The organism is Methylorubrum suomiense, from assembly GCF_022179765.1.
Taxonomy (GTDB): domain Bacteria; phylum Pseudomonadota; class Alphaproteobacteria; order Rhizobiales; family Beijerinckiaceae; genus Methylobacterium; species Methylobacterium suomiense.
In genome coordinates this window covers 385,698-404,701 of record NZ_BPRE01000002.1, presented here as the reverse complement: position 1 = coordinate 404,701, position 19,004 = coordinate 385,698, and the positions used below count along the sequence as shown (strand labels likewise).

The 19,004-nt window shown below is 63.7% G+C and carries 14 protein-coding genes; 9 read left to right on the top strand and 5 right to left on the bottom strand.

Annotation, left to right across the window (positions count from 1 at the left end; all coding sequences use genetic code 11):
• Positions 1-2 precede the first annotated feature (2 nt).
• The 3 genes from MFF26_RS05285 (at position 3) to MFF26_RS05275 (ending at position 6,574) form a co-directional block, all read left to right on the top strand.
• Positions 3-1,301 carry a hypothetical protein gene (locus tag MFF26_RS05285; RefSeq protein WP_137829137.1) on the top strand — a complete coding sequence of 433 codons (1,299 nt, stop codon included), beginning with the start codon at positions 3-5 and terminating at the stop codon, positions 1,299-1,301.
• Between the two features lie 414 nt (positions 1,302-1,715).
• A complete protein-coding gene (locus MFF26_RS05280) occupies positions 1,716-3,302 on the top strand; it encodes a hypothetical protein (protein ID WP_238307690.1) in 1,587 nt (528 codons plus the stop codon).
• Entirely contained in the window at positions 3,302-6,574 is a 3,273-nt protein-coding gene (locus MFF26_RS05275; RefSeq protein ID WP_238307688.1) for a hypothetical protein, read from the top strand. The genes MFF26_RS05280 and MFF26_RS05275 overlap by 1 nt, the downstream gene beginning before the upstream one ends.
• A 460-nt stretch (positions 6,575-7,034) precedes the next feature.
• Here MFF26_RS05275 and MFF26_RS05270 read toward each other — a convergent pair whose 3' ends face one another.
• Complete coding sequence (locus MFF26_RS05270) at positions 7,035-7,259, bottom strand: phosphoribosyltransferase (protein ID WP_238307718.1); 225 nt, start codon at positions 7,257-7,259, stop codon at positions 7,035-7,037.
• A 452-nt stretch (positions 7,260-7,711) separates the two neighbouring features.
• The gene (locus MFF26_RS05265) at positions 7,712-8,455 is read right to left on the bottom strand and encodes a DNA-processing protein DprA (RefSeq protein WP_238307687.1); all 744 of its coding nucleotides are present in this window, start codon (positions 8,453-8,455) and stop codon (positions 7,712-7,714) included.
• 494 nt (positions 8,456-8,949) lie between these two features.
• On the opposite strand from MFF26_RS05265, the gene MFF26_RS05260 reads away from it, so the two are divergent.
• The 6 genes from MFF26_RS05260 (at position 8,950) to MFF26_RS05235 (ending at position 15,031) form a co-directional block, all read left to right on the top strand.
• Positions 8,950-9,669, top strand: a complete 720-nt coding sequence (locus MFF26_RS05260; RefSeq protein ID WP_137829131.1) for a hypothetical protein — start codon at positions 8,950-8,952, stop codon at positions 9,667-9,669.
• Positions 9,670-9,755: 86 nt separating this feature from the next.
• Entirely contained in the window at positions 9,756-11,012 is a 1,257-nt protein-coding gene (locus MFF26_RS05255) for a phage tail protein (RefSeq protein WP_137829130.1), read from the top strand.
• A gap of 34 nt (positions 11,013-11,046) precedes the next feature.
• Positions 11,047-13,158, top strand: coding sequence for a right-handed parallel beta-helix repeat-containing protein (locus tag MFF26_RS05250; protein WP_238307685.1), 2,112 nt, complete (start codon positions 11,047-11,049; stop codon positions 13,156-13,158).
• A 34-nt stretch (positions 13,159-13,192) separates the two neighbouring features.
• Positions 13,193-13,870, top strand: a complete 678-nt coding sequence (locus MFF26_RS05245; protein ID WP_137829128.1) for a lysozyme — start codon at positions 13,193-13,195, stop codon at positions 13,868-13,870.
• Between the two features lie 4 nt (positions 13,871-13,874).
• Positions 13,875-14,411 carry a 3TM-type holin gene (locus MFF26_RS05240; protein WP_137829127.1) on the top strand — a complete coding sequence of 179 codons (537 nt, stop codon included), beginning with the start codon at positions 13,875-13,877 and terminating at the stop codon, positions 14,409-14,411.
• A gap of 71 nt (positions 14,412-14,482) precedes the next feature.
• Complete coding sequence (locus MFF26_RS05235; protein WP_137829126.1) at positions 14,483-15,031, top strand: hypothetical protein; 549 nt, start codon at positions 14,483-14,485, stop codon at positions 15,029-15,031.
• 1,460 nt (positions 15,032-16,491) lie between these two features.
• Here MFF26_RS05235 and MFF26_RS05230 read toward each other — a convergent pair.
• The 3 genes from MFF26_RS05230 to MFF26_RS05220 form a co-directional block, all read right to left on the bottom strand.
• Complete coding sequence (locus MFF26_RS05230; protein WP_137829125.1) at positions 16,492-16,848, bottom strand: hypothetical protein; 357 nt, start codon at positions 16,846-16,848, stop codon at positions 16,492-16,494.
• Between the two features lie 83 nt (positions 16,849-16,931).
• Complete coding sequence (locus MFF26_RS05225; RefSeq protein WP_238307684.1) at positions 16,932-17,195, bottom strand: hypothetical protein; 264 nt, start codon at positions 17,193-17,195, stop codon at positions 16,932-16,934.
• A 1,086-nt stretch (positions 17,196-18,281) separates the two neighbouring features.
• Positions 18,282-18,737 (bottom strand): hypothetical protein, encoded by a 456-nt coding sequence (locus MFF26_RS05220; RefSeq protein WP_238307682.1) that lies wholly within the window; start codon positions 18,735-18,737, stop codon positions 18,282-18,284.
• Positions 18,738-19,004 lie beyond the last annotated feature (267 nt).

Here is a 19,004-nt window from a genome sequence, read left to right as displayed (position 1 = left end):
CCATGCCCGGCGGCGGATCGAAGACGCAGACCACCAACACGAAGCAGGAATCGACGCCTTGGGCCCCCGCCATCCCGGCGGCCACCAACATCGTCAACCGTGCGAACGGGCTGCTCGACTCCGGTGCGGGCTCGGCGGTCTACGGAGGCCAGCGCACCGCCGGGCTCGGATCCGACACGCAAGCCGGGCTCGACATGCTGAAGTCCGGCGCTCAGGCCGGGGTCGGTGTCGCGCAGTCCGGTGCGGGCTTCGTCAACGGTCTCACCGCCTCCGGCGGCACGACCGCGGCGACGCGGGACGCGACCGCAGGGCTCGCCGGGATCGACACGACAGTCAACAGGGGCGGCACCTCGGCCATCGTCGGCAAGCTGTCCGATCCGAACAACGTCGCGGCCACCACGGGCGCCGCGCTGGCAGGCGGCTCCTACGCGACGGATACTAAGCCGGTCGCGGGCCTTGCCGCCGGGCTGGCCTCGGGCTCGTCCCAGACCCAGCGCTCCCTCCAGGACGTCGCCGACGGCAAGTACCTCGACGCCGGCAATCCCTATCTGGAATCGATCATCTCCCGCGGAGCGAACGAGGCCGGCACCGCCGTCGCGCAGCGTTTCGCCGCCTCCGGTCGCTACGGCTCCGGCCGGTTCGCCGGGGCCATCGCCGACTCCGCCAACCGGATCGGCACCGAAGCGCGGTATGCCGATTACAGCGCTGAGCGGGGTCGCCAGGCCTCGGCGGCGTCCGCCATCGACGCGGCCGAAAACGCCCGCGCAGGCCTCGCCGGCTCGCTGATGGGGCAGGTCGCGGGCGTGAACCAGGGCAACGCCTCGATCGCCGCCACCGGCGCCGGGCTGGCGCAGGGCGCGCTCAAGGACGCGCTGACGGGCGAGACCGCACTGGCCGGGCTCGATGCCGACAACATCACCCGCCGCCTCCAGCAGTCGAGCGCGCTGCTCTCGGGGGCGCAGGGCGACAGGGCGGCGGGGCTCGCCGCTGCCGGCATGGTGCCGACGATGCAGGCCGCCCTCACTCAAGGCGGTCGCGATGTCACCACCGTCGGCGCGGCGCGCGATGCCGCCCGCCAGGAGGAAATCGACGCCAGCCGCGAGCTGTTCGACGAAACGCAGGCCGCGCCGTGGAAGTCGCTCGGGCTCGCCAGCAGCATCGTATTCCCGGCCGCCGGGCTCGGCGGAACGGTCGTCGGGCAGGAGACGAAGAAGATCCCGCAGCCGAGCGCCTTGCAGCAGTTCATCGGCCTCGCGTTGGCCGGCGCGGACACCGCCTCGAAGTTCTACGGGAAGGTTTAAGCCGTGAGCGCATCCCCCTTCGGTTTCGGCGCGGCCTCGATGCGTCCGGAAGACATGGCGAGGCTGTTCAACCGTATGCCGCTCAGCGGGCCGGTCGGCGGTGCACCGTTCGCCCCCGCGGTTGCAGAAACCGAGGACGATGTGCGCCGTCTTAAGGGGACGGTGAGCGCATCCCCCGTCGGTCTCGGGACGGCGTCCATGCGCCCGGAAGACGTCGCGCGACTGTTCAGTCCCATGCCGATGAGCGGGTCGATGGGCGGCTCCCAGAGCGCCGCCCCCGCGATCGCAGAGACTGAAAACGATGTTCGCCGCCTTGAAGGCTCGGCGAGCGCATCCCCTGTCGGTCGTGGAACGGCTTCCGTAAGCCCGAACGACGTCGCTCGGCTATTCAACCCTGCGCCGATGAGCGGATCGGTGGCTGGCCCTCAGGCTGCTCCACCCGCGATCGCGGAGACCGAGAACGACGTGCGCCGCCTCGAAGGATCGGCGTCAGCCGGCCCGGCTCCTCACGGGTTTCCGGGCCTTGCTCCCAAGGCAGCGGCCCCGCAGGCGGCCACGGCCTCGATGCGCATGCCGATGCCGCCGACCCGTCCTCCCGAGTTCTCGGGCAACCCTGAGGCCGACCTGCCGGCGGAGGGCGCGAAGCCGATCATGGCCGCGCCTCAGCCCCAGGCTGGCCTCGCCACCGCGCCGACCCGCGAGGAACCCGGCTTCCTCGACAAGGCTGCCGGCGCCATCCGCTCGACCGACGGGCTGCTCACCTCGATCGGCATGGGCCTGATGACCACGCCGGGGTTCGGCCCTGCCGTCGGCGTGGGGCTCAATCATCACCAGACCGCCCAGAAAGCTCGGGTCGCAACCGATCTGGCGCAGGCCGAACTCGCGCTGAAGCAGCGCAAGCTTCAGCAGGAGACGGGCGCCCTACAGGGCAACGCCCAGATCCTGAAACGCGCCTTCCCGGACCTGTCCGACGCCGAAGCGCTGGCGGCGGGCTCGAACACCTCCCTCGTCACCGAAGCGCTGAAGATCGTGCGCGACCCGAACCATGGGCGCGAAAACGATCCCAGCATCATCCGGGCCCGTGCCCAAGCGCAGGCAGAGGGGGCCGCAGCGGGCCAACCGCAGGACGTCTACGGCACCGAGACGGACGAAGCCGGCAACACCTGGAGCGTCAATCGCCGCACCGGACAGCGCACCGTCGCGCTCCAGCGGCAGGAGGACAAATCCGTGTCGATGGTGCCGGAGGATCAGCGGGTCCGGCTCGGGCTGCCGTCCGGCTCGTACCAGCGCGATGCGAACGGCAAGGTCTCGGCGGTGAACCAGGCCGGCACCACGATCAACATGGGTGCCGAGAAGGCGCAGGACGCCACGGTCGGCAAAGGATACGGCGAGTATCAGCTCGACCTCGCCACGAAGGGCCGGAATGCCGGATTTACCCTCAATACCCTGGCGCTGATGGAGCAGGCGATGAAGACGCCGGGCTTCTACTCCGGTGTCGGCGGTGAGGGCATCAAGCGGGCGAACCAGTTCCTCGGTGCGCTCGGTGTGAAGGATCCCCGCGCCGCCTCCGCTGCGGAAGTGTTCGACGCCCTTTCGAACAAGGTGGTGCTCGACGGCCTCGGCGGTTCGCTCGGCCCCGGCATCTCGAACACCGATCGCGATTACATCAGCCGCACCGCGCCGACGCTCGCGCAGTCTGAGCAGGGCAACCGGGACCTGATCGGCGTGGCTCGGAAGCTGGCGCAGCGCCAGCAGGATGTTGCGCGTCTCGCGCGCGAGTATGCCGGCAAGAACCAGGGCCGGCTCGATGCCGGGTTCGACCAGGTGCTCGACGAGTACGCGACCGCGAATCCGCTGTTCCCGCTGGCCCGCGAAGGCGCCTCGGCGTCGGCCCCGAAAGAGCCGCCACAGGGCGCTCCGGCAGGCGCCCGGCAGGCCGGCGACGGCATGTGGTACGTCCCTGACCCGAAACGGCCCGGCAAGTACCTGAAGGTGCAGTGATGAAGCTGGTCCCCGTCGATCACGATCCATTCGCCGATGCGCCGGCGGCTTCGTCGTCCGGCCCGAAGCTCGTGCCGGTTGATCATGACCCGTTCGCCGACGGGCAGGTGGGTGATGCTTCTGCCGCCGTCGGCCGCGGGCTCATCAACGGTGTGCCGGTGGTCGGTCCGTACCTCCTGGGCGGCGTGAATCGCGTCGCAGCCGGTATCCGGTCCCTCAAGAACGATACCCGGTTCTCGGATGAACTCGCGAACGTCGAGCGCTTCGGCGAGAACACCGCGGCCGAGCATCCTATCGCGAGCGTTGCGGGCGAAATCGGCGGCGGGGTGGTGGGATCCGCTCCTCTCGTCGCCGCGGCTCCGGCCGCCTTCGGAGTAGGCGCTGGAGGACTTGGGGTCCGGACGCTCGCCGCAACAGCCTCAGGCGCCGCCCTCGGTGGCGCCGACTCTGCGGTGCGCAGCGGCGGTAAACTCGACGACATCGAATTTGGTGCGTGGACCGGTGGCGCGCTCGGTGGCGCCGGCCCGGTGGTCGGCCGCGGAATTGGCAAGCTCGTGACGGCTGTGCGCGGTGAGGCTCCGGGCATGCCGCTGCTGCGCGAGGCCACCGAAGGGTTGAGCGAGGCCGAACTCGCGTCGGCACAGTTCATCCGCGACCAAGCGCTTTCCTCGCCCGGTGGTCCGGTTGCGCTGTCGGTCGGCGAGGCGCTCAACGCCGCCACCGGCGGACGGGCGGGGCGTGTCTCGCAACTGGAGCGCGTCGCGGCGAACTCCGGCGGTGAAGGCGGACGCATCGCCTCCGAACTCTATGCCGCGCGCCCGGCCGCCATCGACAATGCCGCTCGCGCCGCTTTCGACGGCGTGACGCCGACCCTGAGCACGCCGACCGGGTTGGGCTTCGACGTCCAGGCCGCGGCCCGTTCCGGCATCGCCCAAACGCCCGAAGGCATGGCCCTGACCCAGGCGCGCGAAGCCGTCGGGCCGCGCACTTCGGCCGATCGCGCCGGGCAGGTGATTCAGCGCGAGATGACGACCGTGCGCGACGCCCGCGAGGCGACCCGTGCAGAGCAAGCCGCCCGGGATTACGGTGCCGCCCGCGACGCGCCGGATCGGATCGGCATCGAGCGGACCGTGACCGTCGAGCGGCCCGGCGAGCCGATGCTCCAGACCCTCAACAACAATGCGGGTGCGCCGCTGCGCTACGATCCGCCTCCGCAGGGGCCGGACACGCTCGGGTCTTTGGCGCCGACCCGGCCGGAGGCGCCTCCGGTGCCGCCCGGCGCGAAATCGCTGGCGCGCTACATCGCCGAGAACGGTGGTATCGGCCTCGAGCGTGGTGACGTGAAGGCCGCCGGGCTCGACCGCTTTCATCAGCCTGGCGTCGCCAACCTCGTGCGCGAGAACGGCAAAGGTATCGACGCGTACTGGCGCACGAAGCTGATCGAAGAGGGCTACCTTCCGCCGGATCGCGGCGGCGGGATGGAGCGCAACATTCACGACGAGCTGATCGGCCTGCTGGAGCAGGAGCAGCGCGGTCGCCGAACCTATCCGTGGGACTGGCAGGGCAGCGACGACCGCTCCGGCTTCAGTCAGATGCGCGATGAGTTCCAGGCCGCGTCCAGCACCGCCCTGGCCGATGTCCGCAAGGCGCTCGCCGAGGCCGGCGTCGATCCCAGGACCGTCGATAAGGGCGTGTTGGACCGTACCGCGGCGGCGCTGGTGCGCGGGGAGCATTCCGATCCCCTCACCGCCTTTGAACGCGTCGTCATGGCAGCCAAAGAGCCGATGAGCGGGCCGTCTTCGCGCATGGTGCCGACGACGGTGACGGAAGAGATTTCCGCGCCGCGGTTCGGGCAGGTGAACCCACAGGCTGCGGTCGATGCGCTCGACAGGCAGGCGCTCACCGCCAAGGGCGATGTCCGTTCCTCGCTCGACCAGGTCCGCCGCGATCTGTTCGAGGTCGGCACCGATCCGGTCTCCGGCGTCCGCGAGACCGATCTGAGCGTCGAAGGCCTGCTGCATGCCCGCGAGCGGCTGGATCAGCGCATCGGTCTAGCGCGGCGCGATGGCGACGCGACGAAGGTGCGCGATCTCCAGACCGTGCGCGCGAGCCTGGACGAGCAGCTTAAGGGTGCTCCGGAGGTCGCGACGGCGGACGCGAACTTCGCCCGTAACAGCCGCCCGCTCGATGTCTTCGGCGGCGACACGCCTCTCGGACGGGTGACGCAGCAGGATCCGCTCACCGGCCGCATGGCGACCCCGTCGGAAGAGGTGCCGTCGCACCTCCGGGGCGCTACCGCAGCGCGCGAGCTGCTCGCCAATGCCACGCCGGAGGCGCGGACCGCCTACGGCAATCGGCTGGCGACGCAGATCCTTGACGGGGCGACGGACAAGCGCGGCGCGATCGATCCCGACCGGCTGAACGGGCTTCTTCGCGACAACGCCGACGTGCTGGAGATGCTGCCGGAGGTCTATGGTCGCCTCGACGGCGTGGTCCGGGCTCGTGACGGGCTCGACCGCGTCCTCGCTTCTCCGCTCGGCCGTATCGCGGAGCAGCCCAACGTGAAGCGCGCGATCGGCGCCGTGTTCAGCCCCAACCCGCTGCCTGGGAGCGCGGACGAGGTTGCCGATGCGATGGCGGCTCTCGCCCGCAACCGTCCGACCGCGGCGCGCGAACTGGCCCGGGTCCACCTCGAGGGGGTGTTCAACGAAGCGACACAACAGCAGCGGGGTCTCGCCGCTCAGTACGGCGGTGCCGGTTTCGCCTCGGCCGTCCGGGGAAACCCGCAGCAGCGGCGGAACCTCGAGGCGGTGCTACGGGCCCTGCCCGACGGCGAAACGATATGGAAGGGTGTCGATCGCCTCATGACGACGCTGGAGGCGACCGGCTACCGGCCGCAGAAGGGGTCGGATACCGCGTTCAATCAGGCGATCCAGAAGCGCCTCGACAGCGGAAACACCCGGATCGGGCATGCTATCTCGGACGTCACCACGGGCGCCGCCGCTGGCGCATCTGTCGGCGGTGCAACAGGTGGAGCGGCGGGCGCCCTGGTCGGTCTGCGACGGACGGCGAGCGACGCGATGACCCGGGCGAGCATGCTGGGTCAGAGCGAGGCGTTGTCACGCCTGATGTTCGATCCGCGCGCGCTTCCCGATCTACGGGCGCTCGCGAAATCGCCCGTCGGGTCGCCGAACGCCGAACTCTTCACCCGGCGCCTGATGACGCTGGCCAACGGCGGAGCCGCGCCGCTTCGCCAACCAGGCGCGAAGTGATGGCCCCCAACCAAAATATGCGCAGGCACAGAACACCACGACCATGATGACGGTGACGGTGTTTTCACCGATCGCCGCATCGGCCCACCGGATGCCGTCCGGCACCGTGGCGTGCAGCACCCAGCGCAGGGCCAGCATAACGGCGGCGAACAGGGCGAGGCTGAGGGTGATCTGAAGCCAGCGGGGCATCAGCGACAGTAACTCTGGTGATTTAAGACCGCCGACTCAAAATCGTTCTGTGCGTTACGAAGGCGGCGAAACTCTGAGCTACAGTCATCGCTGCCCTGGCTTCCCGCCACGCACCGCGCGTAACGCCTTAAGTAGTCTGAGATTTCTGATAACGCCGAATTGTAGCTGCTTACAGCAGAGCGACAATCGGCAACGGCAGGCGTTGCGAACACGATCATCGCGACGATGGCAAATGTGTGCTGGCGGTAGTGGCTGCGGGCCTTGGAACGTTTCATGTTCGCGCCAATTTCTCGAAATCGTCCAGTTCTTCGCTTAACTCGAAGCTTTGATTTCCAAATGGTTTTACGTCCCGGCTATACATTGTCATTCCGCATGTTATTGCGCCAACGACGTTCGCCCCTGCTTTTTCAAGAGCTTCTTTACAGGCGAGGATAGTACCACCCCGCGTTAGAAGATCATCAACGAGAACGATATTGCGCCCCGATACGTCCTGCACAACGCGCAAGAATGAAGCGATTTCGGTCTTCCGTCGCTCCCCACCTTTATGAGCGGCGCCTAGAGGTTCCGTCTAACGGATCGCATCACACAGAGCATTAGCCAAACTGTTTTCGGCAACTGCTTCTTCCAGCATCAACAAAGAGCGAGGAGCTACCTCGCCAATCACGGCACACTTGGATGGCACATGCACTAGAAGCGCGTCCTCCCATCCATTTTCAACCATCCGAAGTCGAATAAATCGCCCGAAACGCCTCCGAACCTGATTGAAATTGTTCGGATTTATATGTTCACGAGATCCATCAGCAAATATCAACGAAAATGGAACCTTGAAAGATCCGTGCTTGACACCCCAAACATACCGATATGCGCTTCTATAGTCTGAAGGCCGCCGTCCGAGGATCTGATCTGTTAGCTGAGACCAGTATCCGCATATAAAGCAGACCTTCATAATCAGATCCTAGAAAGAATGTCGTCCATATTTTCAACAACGACAGTTCTATTCTCTTTCAAAAACCGCTGTGGCCAAGATATTCCGGGATCCTCAACGACTGACTTCAGAATGAACAACCATCGGCCCTGCCTAATGCATTCCGCGGCCTGATGAAGGGTTCCCGATGTGTCAGACGCCTCCACGATGACAGTTGCGTCGCTAAGCAGTGCCATTACGCGATTACGCTTTGGAAAGTTGCCTTTGAAGACGGCTTCCCCCTCCGCGAAAGGTGATAGCAGCAGGTGCTTATCGGCGATTTCCGTCTGCAGCTCGGAATTTTCAATCGGATATGCCTTTTGCAGGGGCGTGCCGATTACTGCTGCGAGGCTGCCGCCAGCGGACCGCGCTGACGAGAGTGCAGCCGTATCTACGCCTTTGGCTAGACCGCTCATCACGATGACGCCAGCGCCGACCAGTTCGCGCGCGAGACGTGCAGCGCGACGCGCTCCATCCTCGGAGACATCCCGCGTCCCGACAATCGAGACAGCTTTTTTCTTGAGTAACCCAATGTCTCCCGCGAAGTGCACGTAGGCATCTTTGGAGCCATAGGAGCGCAGCAGGTCGAATTGCTTGTCGTTTCCGACAGTTCTGCCGGTCTCTCGGATGAGAGCTTGGAGTTCAATACGATCAACTGGAACAGACAGGCGGTATCGCGGGCGCGCTGGCCCTCCTCGCTCCCGGTGCTGTGCCGCTTTCGCTGACATGACCATCATCACGCGCCGCCCGACTGCGGCGCAAATGCATCGCTCTCGGATACGGCCAAGGTTGCCACGGCCGCCTTAATAATTACCCACATGTTTTTTCGAGGGGTCGCATTAGTTCGCCCCATCCGGGTCTTCCCTGTGTCGCTTCAGCCCTTGCCCGGCGAGCCAGTCATCAAGAATTTGGCGCACAGCTTCGGGCCGTGATGGGTGCCGCGCCGGCTTGGAGATGATCCAAACGTCCAGGCGATCCAGCAGGTCGGCGTGGCCCCGTACGTTGAGAGACGTTCCGGCGCCAGTTGCGGGTCGCCCGCCAGGCGCTTTGAGCAAGCCCGATTCCATGGATTTATGGTGCCACAGACGCACCCCGGCGGATAGATGGCGGTGCCCCTTGACCCGTCGGGCGAAACCCGCGAATTCATCACCGTCCGCAGCGCTACGCGCCGGACCCGACAGCCCCGTCCCTGCGCGGGGCTTCGTCGTTTCAGGATACCGCCATGAACGCTGCCGACCGCGATGCCCTGATCGCCTCGGCGCGGCGCATCGGCGCCGATCCGACCGACTATGGGACGGTGATCTCATACGAGACCGGCGGCACCTTCTCCCCCTCGATCCGGGGCGGGTCCGGCAACCGCCATATCGGCCTGATTCAGTTCGGCATTCCGGAGCAGAAGCAGTACGGCGCGAGCCAGGACCAGAGCTTCGCGGAGCAGCTGCCGGCCGTCGAGCGCTACCTCGTGGATCGCGGCTTCAAGCCCGGCATGGGCATTCTCGACCTCTACTCGACGATCAACGCGGGCAGCCCCGGCCGGTACAATGCCAGCGATGCCGGGAACGGCGGCGCGCCGGGCACTGTGGCCGACAAGGTCAATTCCCAGATGGCGGGGCATCGGGCCAAGGCCGCGGCGTTCCTCGGCGGCGATGCGGCGATGACGATGCCGGCGGAGGCTGGTTCTCCTTCCGCCTCCGGCCGCTTCGGGTTCGCCGGTATCGAGTCATCGGCCGCGTCCGCGCCGACGATGACGGCGCCGACCCAGACTGAGGACAAGCCGACCGATTACGGCGCGCTGCTGAAGCTCGTGGCGGGCGACAAGGGTCTCGCCGCCCTGGCATCCCCGCAGGCCGGGGCCGCCGAACCCTCGCGGATGCCGGCGCCGCCCCCGCGCCGCGCGATCCCCTTCGATCTCAACGCCTACCTCGCGCGCCTGCCGCGCTGAGCTGATCCCCTTCCAGCCGAGTTGATCGATCCGGACGCCCCTGGCGTCGCCGGAGCCGGACGCTTGCGCGCTTCGCGGACCTGCCGATGACCGGATTGTTCCACTTCAGCCAGGACTCGTCCTCGAACGATGTCGCGGCGCCGCCGATCTATTGGCCCGAGGGGCAATCGGCCCGGTCGATCAACGACTCGGCGCGGCAGATGATGGCGGCGCTGGCCAATTGGTACGCCGACAATACCGACGTCATCGCTGGTTCGGGTCCGACCCGCGGAACGATCACGCTCGCCACCGCGCAGGGCGTCAATCTCACCAAAGCCTTCGAATTCAATTTTACGGTCGACAGCCAAAACACCGGGCCCGTCGAGATGGTGGTGGATGGCGCGCCCTCACGTCCGCTCCACCGGCCCGGCAATATCGCCATGGGGCCGGGCGATCTGACCCCCAACGTCGTCTATCGCGCGCGATGGGTGAGGGTTCTCGGTCGCTACATTCTGGTCTCGCCGGTCCCCGACGCCCCCGGCAAAATCGAGATGTTCGGGACCGAGACGGCGATTCCCAAGGGTTGGGTCGTCTGCGACGGGCGAACGCTGTCTCGAACGAATTACGACGCGTTGTTCGGCGCCATCGGCACCGCCCACGGCTCGACCAGCGACACAGACTTCCGCGTGCCGGACCTGCGGGGACGGGCGCCGTTCGGCGCCGACGCGATGGGCGGTTCGGCGGCAGGCCGCCTGAACGGTGACGGCGGCCTGAATGGTGCCGTCGGAAGCACCGGCGGCACGGCGACGGTGACGCTGACCGACGGGCAGATGCCGACCCACAAGCACACCGGTTCGACCGGCTCGGCCGGGGCGCAGCCAGCGACGACGACGGGCGCAGGCGGGGCGGTCGCGGCCAGCACGACGGGTGCGGGTGGCGCTCACAGCCACACCGGAACGACCCAGACCGCAGGCGGCCACAGCCACAGCGGCAACACCGGCGTCGCAGGCGAGCACGTCCACGGCCAGCGATACGAGCGACAGACCATCTACGAGAAGGGCAGCGCACTCTTCGCGGTGACCCAGCTTTACCCGCCCGGCACCAACTCGACGGCACAGACCGATCCGGCAGGCGAACACGCTCACCCCTTCACCACCGATCCGGTCGACGGTCACGCCCACAGCCTGACGACCGACGGCGTGTCTGCGCACTCGCACTCGATCCCGGGCGCGCCCGATCACACGCACTCCGTTCCGGAAGTCCCGGCGCACAGTCACACGGTCAGCGTCGATAACGCGGGCGGTGGCGGTGCTCACCCGAACATCCCGCCGGGCCTCGTCGTCGTCTTCGCCATCAAGGCCTGAGCGCCTTCGGCTCCTCAAAAATCGGACATCTCGCATGAGCGTCATCGACTGGTCCCCCCAGCCGAGCGGCAACGCCGTGGCCGACCGCAGCATTCCGGCTCACGACGGTGCGTCGGGACGGGAAATCCCGTCGCTGATCCGCGGCGTCATGGCCGCGATCCGTCGAATGAGCGACGCGCAGGGCGGCGCGCTGACGACCGCGGGTGTCGGTGACGCCTACACCGTCACGACCGGCGTCGGCCTGACCGGCCTACGGGCCGGCCTGCAATTCATGGTGCGAGCCAACCGCGACAGCGTGATCGCCCCGACGCTGCGCCTCGACGGTCTGCCAGCGGTCGACTGGCTTTCGGCCGGCGCCGATGTCCCGGTCGTGCTCCGAGCGGGCCGGATCTACAGTGTCGTCTATGACGCGGCGTCCGACGTCGTCCGATCGATTATTCCCGAGATGTCCGTCGATGCGAGCGCCCCCCTGCGCACCCTCGACTATTTCGGGGCGCTGGGCAGCGGTCGCGACAAGGATGCCGCTTTCGCTCAGGCCATCGAGTATATGGCCAGTTCCGGCCGGAAGGTCGGTCTCAAGGGCGGTGGCGTCTACGGGTGCAACACCAAGATCGTGATCCCGGCGGGTGGCGGTCTCCTCGGCGCGGGCGGGTCGAAGATCCTGGCCCGTCGCGGCTCGTTCAACAACCAGGACCTGACGCCCGACGGGCGCAAGGGCAATAACGCGGTCGTCATCGACCTGTCGGGGCATCCCACCGATCCGGCGAAAGCCTCGCTCGCGCCGAGCCTGGAGAACGTGCGCGTCGTCTACGGAGGGCCGTCGGGGTCCGGCACCGACCTGATCCGCGCCGTGTCGGCCGTGCGCGCCTTCAACGTCCTCGACGCCCTCATCGCCGACAATGAGATCGTCGGCTTCCCGCTGGGCAAGGGCATCGTCGCCGGCACGTTGCAGGGCAACGGGCGGATCGTTCGCAACCACATCCACGACTTCCTCGACAACTCGACGGGATGGCTGGCCGCGAACGTTCCCCAGATCACCGGCATCGAGATCGACAACGATCGCGTCGGCGGCATCTTCAGCGACGGCGTGCTGATCGAAGGTAACCGCATCGTCGGCCTGAAGGTCGGCGCCGACTTCCTGGCCGCCTACGGCTACCAGACCGACGGCATCAATCTCTGCGGCACGCTCTATGCCCGCGTGATCGGCAATTACATCCGCTTCGTCGGCGAAGGCATCGACAGCTTCGGTTCTCATGGGACCTTCTCCGGCAACGAGCTGCTCGATTGCTACATCTTCGGCCTCAAGTTCATCCACGGGGCCAAGAACAACGCCGCCTTCGGCAATGTCATCATGCGCTTCGGCCTCGCCGGGATCACGCTGGCGGGCTCAACCGAGAAGGACGTCGGCAACACCACCGGCAATCGGGTCAGCGGCAACCTGGTGAAGGACTACGCCGCCAATCCGAGTTTCAGCACGGCGACCTCCGCTTGCGTGCTGATGCAGGACAACGGTGGCGCGAACGGCTCCGGCAACACCGGCGGCGCGACGCAGCTGCCGACCGGCAACGTCATCGAGAACAACACCCTCGATCCGAATGGCGCGAGCTACGGGATCGTTCGGAGCAATGCCGGCTCGAACGACTATGCCGACAACAAGCTCGTGCAGCCCGGACGGTCCGGAGAGGTGGCCCACATGACGGATGGGGGCAAATTCGTCCCCTACGTGAAGACCAACGTGCGCGTCTCGGCCGCCGCTGCGGTGCCGCTCACGGCCGGCGGGGTCGCCCTCGGCCTGGATACGGTTTCCACCGATCGCCGCTCCGAGTTCAGCACGGCGACGCAGCGGCTCACGATCAAGTCGCCGGGCGATTATGACGTCGCGCTTCGCTCGGTCGTCTCCGGCCTGAACAGTGGCGACCGGGTGCTGCTCGACATTCGCGTCAACGGCAACACGGTCGCGACGGTCTTCGCCTACTGCCCGAACGGCGCGTTCCTGACGCCGGTGCAGGTCGGCGAGCGCCTCACGCTCAAGGCCGGCGATTACGTCGAGTTTCAAGGTCGGATCACCGGCACCGGATCGGTTGCGACCGTGGCGGCCGCAGGCGGCATCCCGAGCACGGTCATGACCGCCCGGTTCGTCGAATAGCGGCTTCAGGCCCTCGCCCTTATCGGAGAAGACAATGGATCTGTCCCCCATCGGACGCGCGGCCCTCGTGGCGCGCGAAGGCGAGCGGCTGACCGCCTACAAGGATTCGGTCGGCGTTCTCACCATCGGCGTCGGGATCACCACGGCGTCGGGGCTCATCAAGGTCACACCTGGGCTCAAGATCACGAAGGCCCAGAGCGAGGCGCTGTTCGCGCAGGCTGTCGCGAAATACGTCGACCCGGTCCGCAAGGCGCTGCGCTCCGACCGGGCGTGGCCACAGGAGTTCTTCGACGCCTGCGTGTCGCTGGCCTACAACATCGGCCCGGTCGGCTTCGAACAGAGCTCCATCGTGCGCCGCGCCAATGCGGGCGACATGGCGGGCGCGATCGAGGCGTTCCTGATGTGGAACAAGCCTGCCGTCATTATCCCGCGCCGGCAAGGCGAGCGGGACCAGGCCGCGACGCCCTACAGCCGAGCGCTGCCGCGTGCGCGCCGCGGGGACCCGAACCCGGTCTGGGCCTCATCCGGTCCCGTACCGGTGGCGAAGCCGGTGCCCGATCCCTTGGCCCCGATGACGACCGCGCCGACCGCTCCCGCTCCCCAGCCCGCCACCTCCGGCGGGCTTTCTTCTGCGCCCTCTCCGGCGCCGGCCGTCGGCTGGCTCGCCACCATTCTCGGCAGGCTTCGTGCCGCCTACCCCGTGAAAGGCTGATCCCATGGCAGGTGGTATTATCGGCAGTATCGTCGGCGGCGTCCTGACCGGAGGCGCGGGCCCGGCAATCGGTCAGGGTATCGGCGCCGCCCTGCCGTCCGTGGCTGACATCGCGAAGGTCGTCGTTGATCGGCTCGTGCCGGACCCGGCCGCACGCGAAGCCGCGGCGCGCGACATTGAGGCGGTCATCTCGACGCGCGAAGTCGCCGTCATCCAGGCGACGGCCGAAATCGCCAAGGCACAGATCGGCGTGAACGCGGTGGAGGCGCAGGGCAACGATCGGTTCTCCGCCCGCTGGCGTCCGGCCTGCGGCTGGGTCTGCGTCGCCGGCCTCGCCTATCAATTCGTCGTCGGCCCGGTGATGTCCTGGGTGACCGGCATTGTCGGCGTGATGATCGGCGCCGCCATTCCGGCCGCGCCGTCCCTGCCGATGGAAGCGCTGATGACGCTGCTGTTCGGAATGCTCGGCCTGGGCGCGCAACGCACCATCGAGCGGACGCAGGGCGTGCCCGGGGCGATGCCCGGCGGCGTGAAGCCCTAACCCGTCTGCAACGACCCTCCTCCGCTGGGGATGAGGGCAATCTTCCGCGCCCTTACCGAGGCTCGCATGTCATGACCACCAACCCCGTCGAGGCCCGCATCGGCGTGCTCGAAACCCGCGTCACCGGGATCGAGGAGGGCATCAAGTCGATCGTGACGAAGCTCGATGCCCGATCGGGCATCAATTGGGCACCGATCTCGATCCTGGTGACCGTGCTCGCCATCGTCGGCGGCATGGGGTTCTCGTGGATCAACGCGGGCCAGGGCCGGCTCGAGGGGCTGATCGCAAAGGTGGAGGGCCGCACCGAGTCGTTCGTGCCGCGTGTCGATCTCGATGCCCGCTTCAATGTCATCACGCAGCGGCGCGACGACCTCCAGCGGCTTACCGATGCTCGAATTGAGCGCGTCGAGCGGGACGTCGACACCGTGCAGAAGACGCTCGTTCCCCGCGGCGAGCATGACGAGCGCGCCGCTGCCCAGCGCCAGAAGGACGAGGGAATACAGCGTCAAATCGACAGCCTGCGCAAGGACCTGTCCGACCTGAACACGCCGCGCGACACGATCCAGGCGATGCAGCGCCGGATTGACGAATTGGAGCGCGGACGGCGACCGTCAGGCTGACTCTCGGCCGTTGACACCTGTTCACGCTCCAGGCGCCTCGGCTTCGGCCGGGGCGCCTTTTTTCATGCGCTATGGCGTCAGAAGCATGAGCGCGATGTCCGACGGCGTACTGGTCCTGCGATACGGCTACGTATAGAGTGCTCCTATCCTCCCAAGGATAAGGACTGCGCCCCGCCCGGCTCGCCGCGGCGGGGTTTTTCGTCTTGGGCGCTCACGCCGCCTCCAACAACGTGGCGCACCGCCGGCACAAAGCCATGGCGATTACAACGCTCACACACACTGTCGAAATCGTACATTTCCGCGGCACGATCTATGGTTGGGGCTGGTTGACCTAAGGCATTCACTAGAAGCTGAGTTTCGCCTATGTCACCGGCAATCCTGCCCTATACGGTCTCGGCTCCCCTATGGGCGTGCTCCGCAAAGCTACCCGCTGCAATCCGTCGAGTGCCATGTGCCTAGCAGACGATTGGGCTGGCTACGGACACACCAACATCGTCCTCACGGACGCCCTTGGCATTGAGGTCGACCGGGGAGGCCTTCTGCACCGTGCGATCGTTTGTTCGACGGACGGCTGAGCGACGTAGGTAGGAGCAGGGGCGCTGTTACCCATATGCCTTCCTCCTGCTGCCGTCGCTTCGAACGTAAGCTGCAGAGCTGCAAACGTAAGCCACATTGTCAACAAGTCGCAGCTCATTGATGGCATTGCCGTCTTTATGGAAAGAACCGACGATCGCGCCACATGACTTAAATTCTGCCACTGAGGTAGTCTTCTCGGAGAACTACTTTCACCTCAGAAATCGTCTCAGCAGCCAATGCAGATGCTTTGACTAACGGCCTTCATTTTCTGATCCCAGCGGCGCTCGCGGGTCTCCGCCAGTCGTTGCGCATGTTCAGCCCGCGCCTTCATATCAGTGGCACGCTTGGCTTCAGAACGATCAACCTCGACCTTTGATGCGAGCAGTTCTGCCCGAGCCCTAGAGTTTGTTACCAAAGATACTGATAGAACGCATGCGACGAGCAATGTTGTTGTTCGCGCCGACATTCGCAACATAATTATCACCTTTCAAATGAGCAGGCATCTAAGAGATTTCCTGCGGAAGCCGACGTTGGATCACAACCTCGACCGCCGAATTGCCGTTCGGATCATCGAGAACAATCTCGACGGATCGATTCTTTGACAAAAAAATCTAAGCGGTGCCGGCTTCGAAAGCTCTTGTTAGATGCACAGTATTACCTTCGATTTGACCGTCTGCAAAATATGACTTTCGGTCGAAGTAACTATCGATCTCATAGCTGACGATGCCGAGGTCAATCTGACCATCTGAAATCGATAAATTCCCTCGCCCACGTACCGTGCCGAGATATTTGAGCGATTGGTGCTTGCTGAGATTAGTTATGATCTGACTCCGTGAATGCCATAAAGTGCAATTATCGTGGCAATATATAGAAAATAGCTGATTTTAAACTTTAGTGTGCATTTTCGCCATCTGAAGCTCGTCGGCTGTGGTGAGAAAGCGTGATGATAAACAGCGCATGGCTTGCACGCGACGTCCAGATTCAACATGCTTCTCATCGTCCAGCACAGACAGGGCTTCCATAAACGTAGCGTCGGCAGCTTCGTTATTTAAGCGCTCAGCGAGCCGCCGCAGCGACTGTGGACCCGTATAGCAGGACTTTGCATCATTTTTTATCGCCAGAACTAAATCTGCGACAGCTGGATCGAGTTCCATTTGTTGGTGGTGCGAGTAGATTGATGCAACCGATTGGCTTTTTCCGAACCAATAATATTCCAGGCCAGTCAGCCGTGGGAGGGTCATAACATGCTCCATATCTTCAGTATGCAACGTCCGTTCCCCGTTTTGCGCTAAATCTTGCAATTGATGGCGCCACACGAGGTGTTTTAGCGTTTCATCCCTGGAAAACTTTCAAGCTCTTCGCGAATAGCAGCATCATAATACCAAGCTGAACTTGGAGCTACAGATAGGCTTGGTTTGAGCCCATCTATCTTGTGTGGTTGTTTCCGATTGGGGCTATTAACCAGCTGATTTTTATTTGCCGCGCCGACTTTGCTGCCGCGACTCAGAAAATTCAAGACGGTCATTGGAACACGTTTATCCTCAAAATCGTTTTTTGAATGTACTTCAACATACATATTGGTTGCCATAATCACATATTCAAGTGCCTTTTAAAATATTATTTTCTAAATATTATTGTACATTAACTTTCATAATCAGGATCTCATATTACAAGATTTCTACAATAGATTTCTGTAAATACTTTTATTAATATAACAAGCATTGATATTGTAAAGCAATTATGTAACTTGTATTTGTCTAAAATCATATTACGATAGTTACTCATTCATGTCTAATAATGACATTTATATTGTCTAATTTAATCGTATAAATTAATGAGTAAAAGGGGCTTGAGCTCAACATACATGCCCTCTAGCCCTCTCCGAAGTCATTCCCGTAGCTTACCATGCATTTTCAATCGAGTTATTGGTGCTTCCCTTGACATAATATTAGATATGTTATTTTATAATATTTAGAGAATGTCGCCGGAACATAAATGCTGCAAAATTAGTTACCTTTTGTAGGTGCCAATGAATCAATGAATGTTTTTTAATCTGCGTCGTCTTCGGATAACAAATTAACTAATAGAAGGTTTGCGGCTATGACTACAATGCTACGCTTCGGACGAAGAATCCGGCTTCCTTCGACAATCGAAATCAAGCGCGATCTTAAGATGATGGCTACGGCGGACACTCTTGCTGCCGCACTGAAAGGGCAGGAATGCAGCGCAAGTGATTTTGCTGAAATAATGGAAGAGCTGAATGGAAAATACCACGTTTCTCGTGACAGGGTGAACATGCTTCGCAGTCGCTTCGGCCCAATCCAATCTGCTATACTGGACGCCGCGAAAAGCCTTAATGCGCGAAAACATCAGTACAATTTCCGGAATACTGGCCCTGAAGATCTTGCATAGCGGCGCCTGGATTCGGGAGAAGTGAACGTCCCGAGTCGGCAAGACCCTTCTTTCCAGGGGGGCCTGGCCTCTGCGGAGTTTACTAAGCTGAGATTACAGGATCCGCGCTTTGCCTAGTCGAGGCGCGGAGGCGCTGGTATTAGAGGTGATGCATTCCGACATTGCTACGATAAGAGATGCTCACCTGTCCGTTTGTGCGAGCTTCGCGCTCGAGAAGAGCAAGCCTGATGCGTGGTGTCTGCTCCCCTCCGTTGCAATCGCATTAAGTCCCGCGCCCGATATTGAACCACACACTTTCCAACACCATTGCGCGCCAATCCGAATGCTGTGGGTCCATTTGAACAATATGCATATTTGCTTCATCCAACGCATCAAGGCCTCCAGCTGCATAAAGGCCTTCGCCTAAGAGAATGAGCTTTCCCCAATAGGCGTCTCCATCCGGGTCTGCGCCGACACAGCCAAGATCCGGCCCAAGCTGAGCCCTCCCGGGCACCTGCCAGGTCGTGAGTACCCCTCCATCGCATACCGCACTGAAGGTTGCGCCAACGCGCTCACTCTCAAAGATGCACCGTAGCAGAGCATCGGTGGCGGCCTCGACGTCAGAGCCTTCACGTTTTTGCACGGTAGCCTCCTTGAGCAGATTTACGAAAACGTTCATCGCCATTATCGCGAGATCCGCCGGCTGGCTGTTAGGGAATGCGCAGTCTGACTGGTGCATTCGCTCATTTCCTGCCGTTTACAACCGGAGCCGGGTCGTTGAATGGCACCGTCAGAGCGCGCTTGACCACCTAGTCCTTGATCTCGAATGAGCATACGCACCCATCGCCGACGATGTCCGTCTGCATTCTTGTAATTAGGCTGCGTCGCGTCCGAGGCTCGCTCAAGCGCAGCGTCCAGAACCGGCCCTAGGTTTCTATGCTGGGGTGGACGGCAAACAACTGCGTTGCCGTTCAACCGCGAGCTGACGCCTCTGTACCGAAGCAAT

Bases quoted from the DNA above. Each gene is read 5' to 3' on its own strand.
- MFF26_RS05250 (WP_238307685.1), top strand. From the start codon at position 11,047: ATGAGCGTCATCGACTGGTCCCCCCAGCCGAGCGGCAACGCCGTGGCC.
- MFF26_RS05265 (WP_238307687.1), bottom strand. From the start codon at position 8,455: ATGTCAGCGAAAGCGGCACAGCACCGGGAGCGAGGAGGGCCAGCGCGC.
- MFF26_RS05260 (WP_137829131.1), top strand. From the start codon at position 8,950: ATGAACGCTGCCGACCGCGATGCCCTGATCGCCTCGGCGCGGCGCATC.
- MFF26_RS05220 (WP_238307682.1), bottom strand. From the start codon at position 18,737: ATGCACCAGTCAGACTGCGCATTCCCTAACAGCCAGCCGGCGGATCTC.
- MFF26_RS05235 (WP_137829126.1), top strand. From the start codon at position 14,483: ATGACCACCAACCCCGTCGAGGCCCGCATCGGCGTGCTCGAAACCCGC.
- MFF26_RS05240 (WP_137829127.1), top strand. From the start codon at position 13,875: ATGGCAGGTGGTATTATCGGCAGTATCGTCGGCGGCGTCCTGACCGGA.
- MFF26_RS05225 (WP_238307684.1), bottom strand. From the start codon at position 17,195: ATGGCAACCAATATGTATGTTGAAGTACATTCAAAAAACGATTTTGAG.
- MFF26_RS05285 (WP_137829137.1), top strand. From the start codon at position 3: ATGCCCGGCGGCGGATCGAAGACGCAGACCACCAACACGAAGCAGGAA.
- MFF26_RS05255 (WP_137829130.1), top strand. From the start codon at position 9,756: ATGACCGGATTGTTCCACTTCAGCCAGGACTCGTCCTCGAACGATGTC.
- MFF26_RS05275 (WP_238307688.1), top strand. From the start codon at position 3,302: ATGAAGCTGGTCCCCGTCGATCACGATCCATTCGCCGATGCGCCGGCG.
- MFF26_RS05230 (WP_137829125.1), bottom strand. From the start codon at position 16,848: ATGACCCTCCCACGGCTGACTGGCCTGGAATATTATTGGTTCGGAAAA.
- MFF26_RS05245 (WP_137829128.1), top strand. From the start codon at position 13,193: ATGGATCTGTCCCCCATCGGACGCGCGGCCCTCGTGGCGCGCGAAGGC.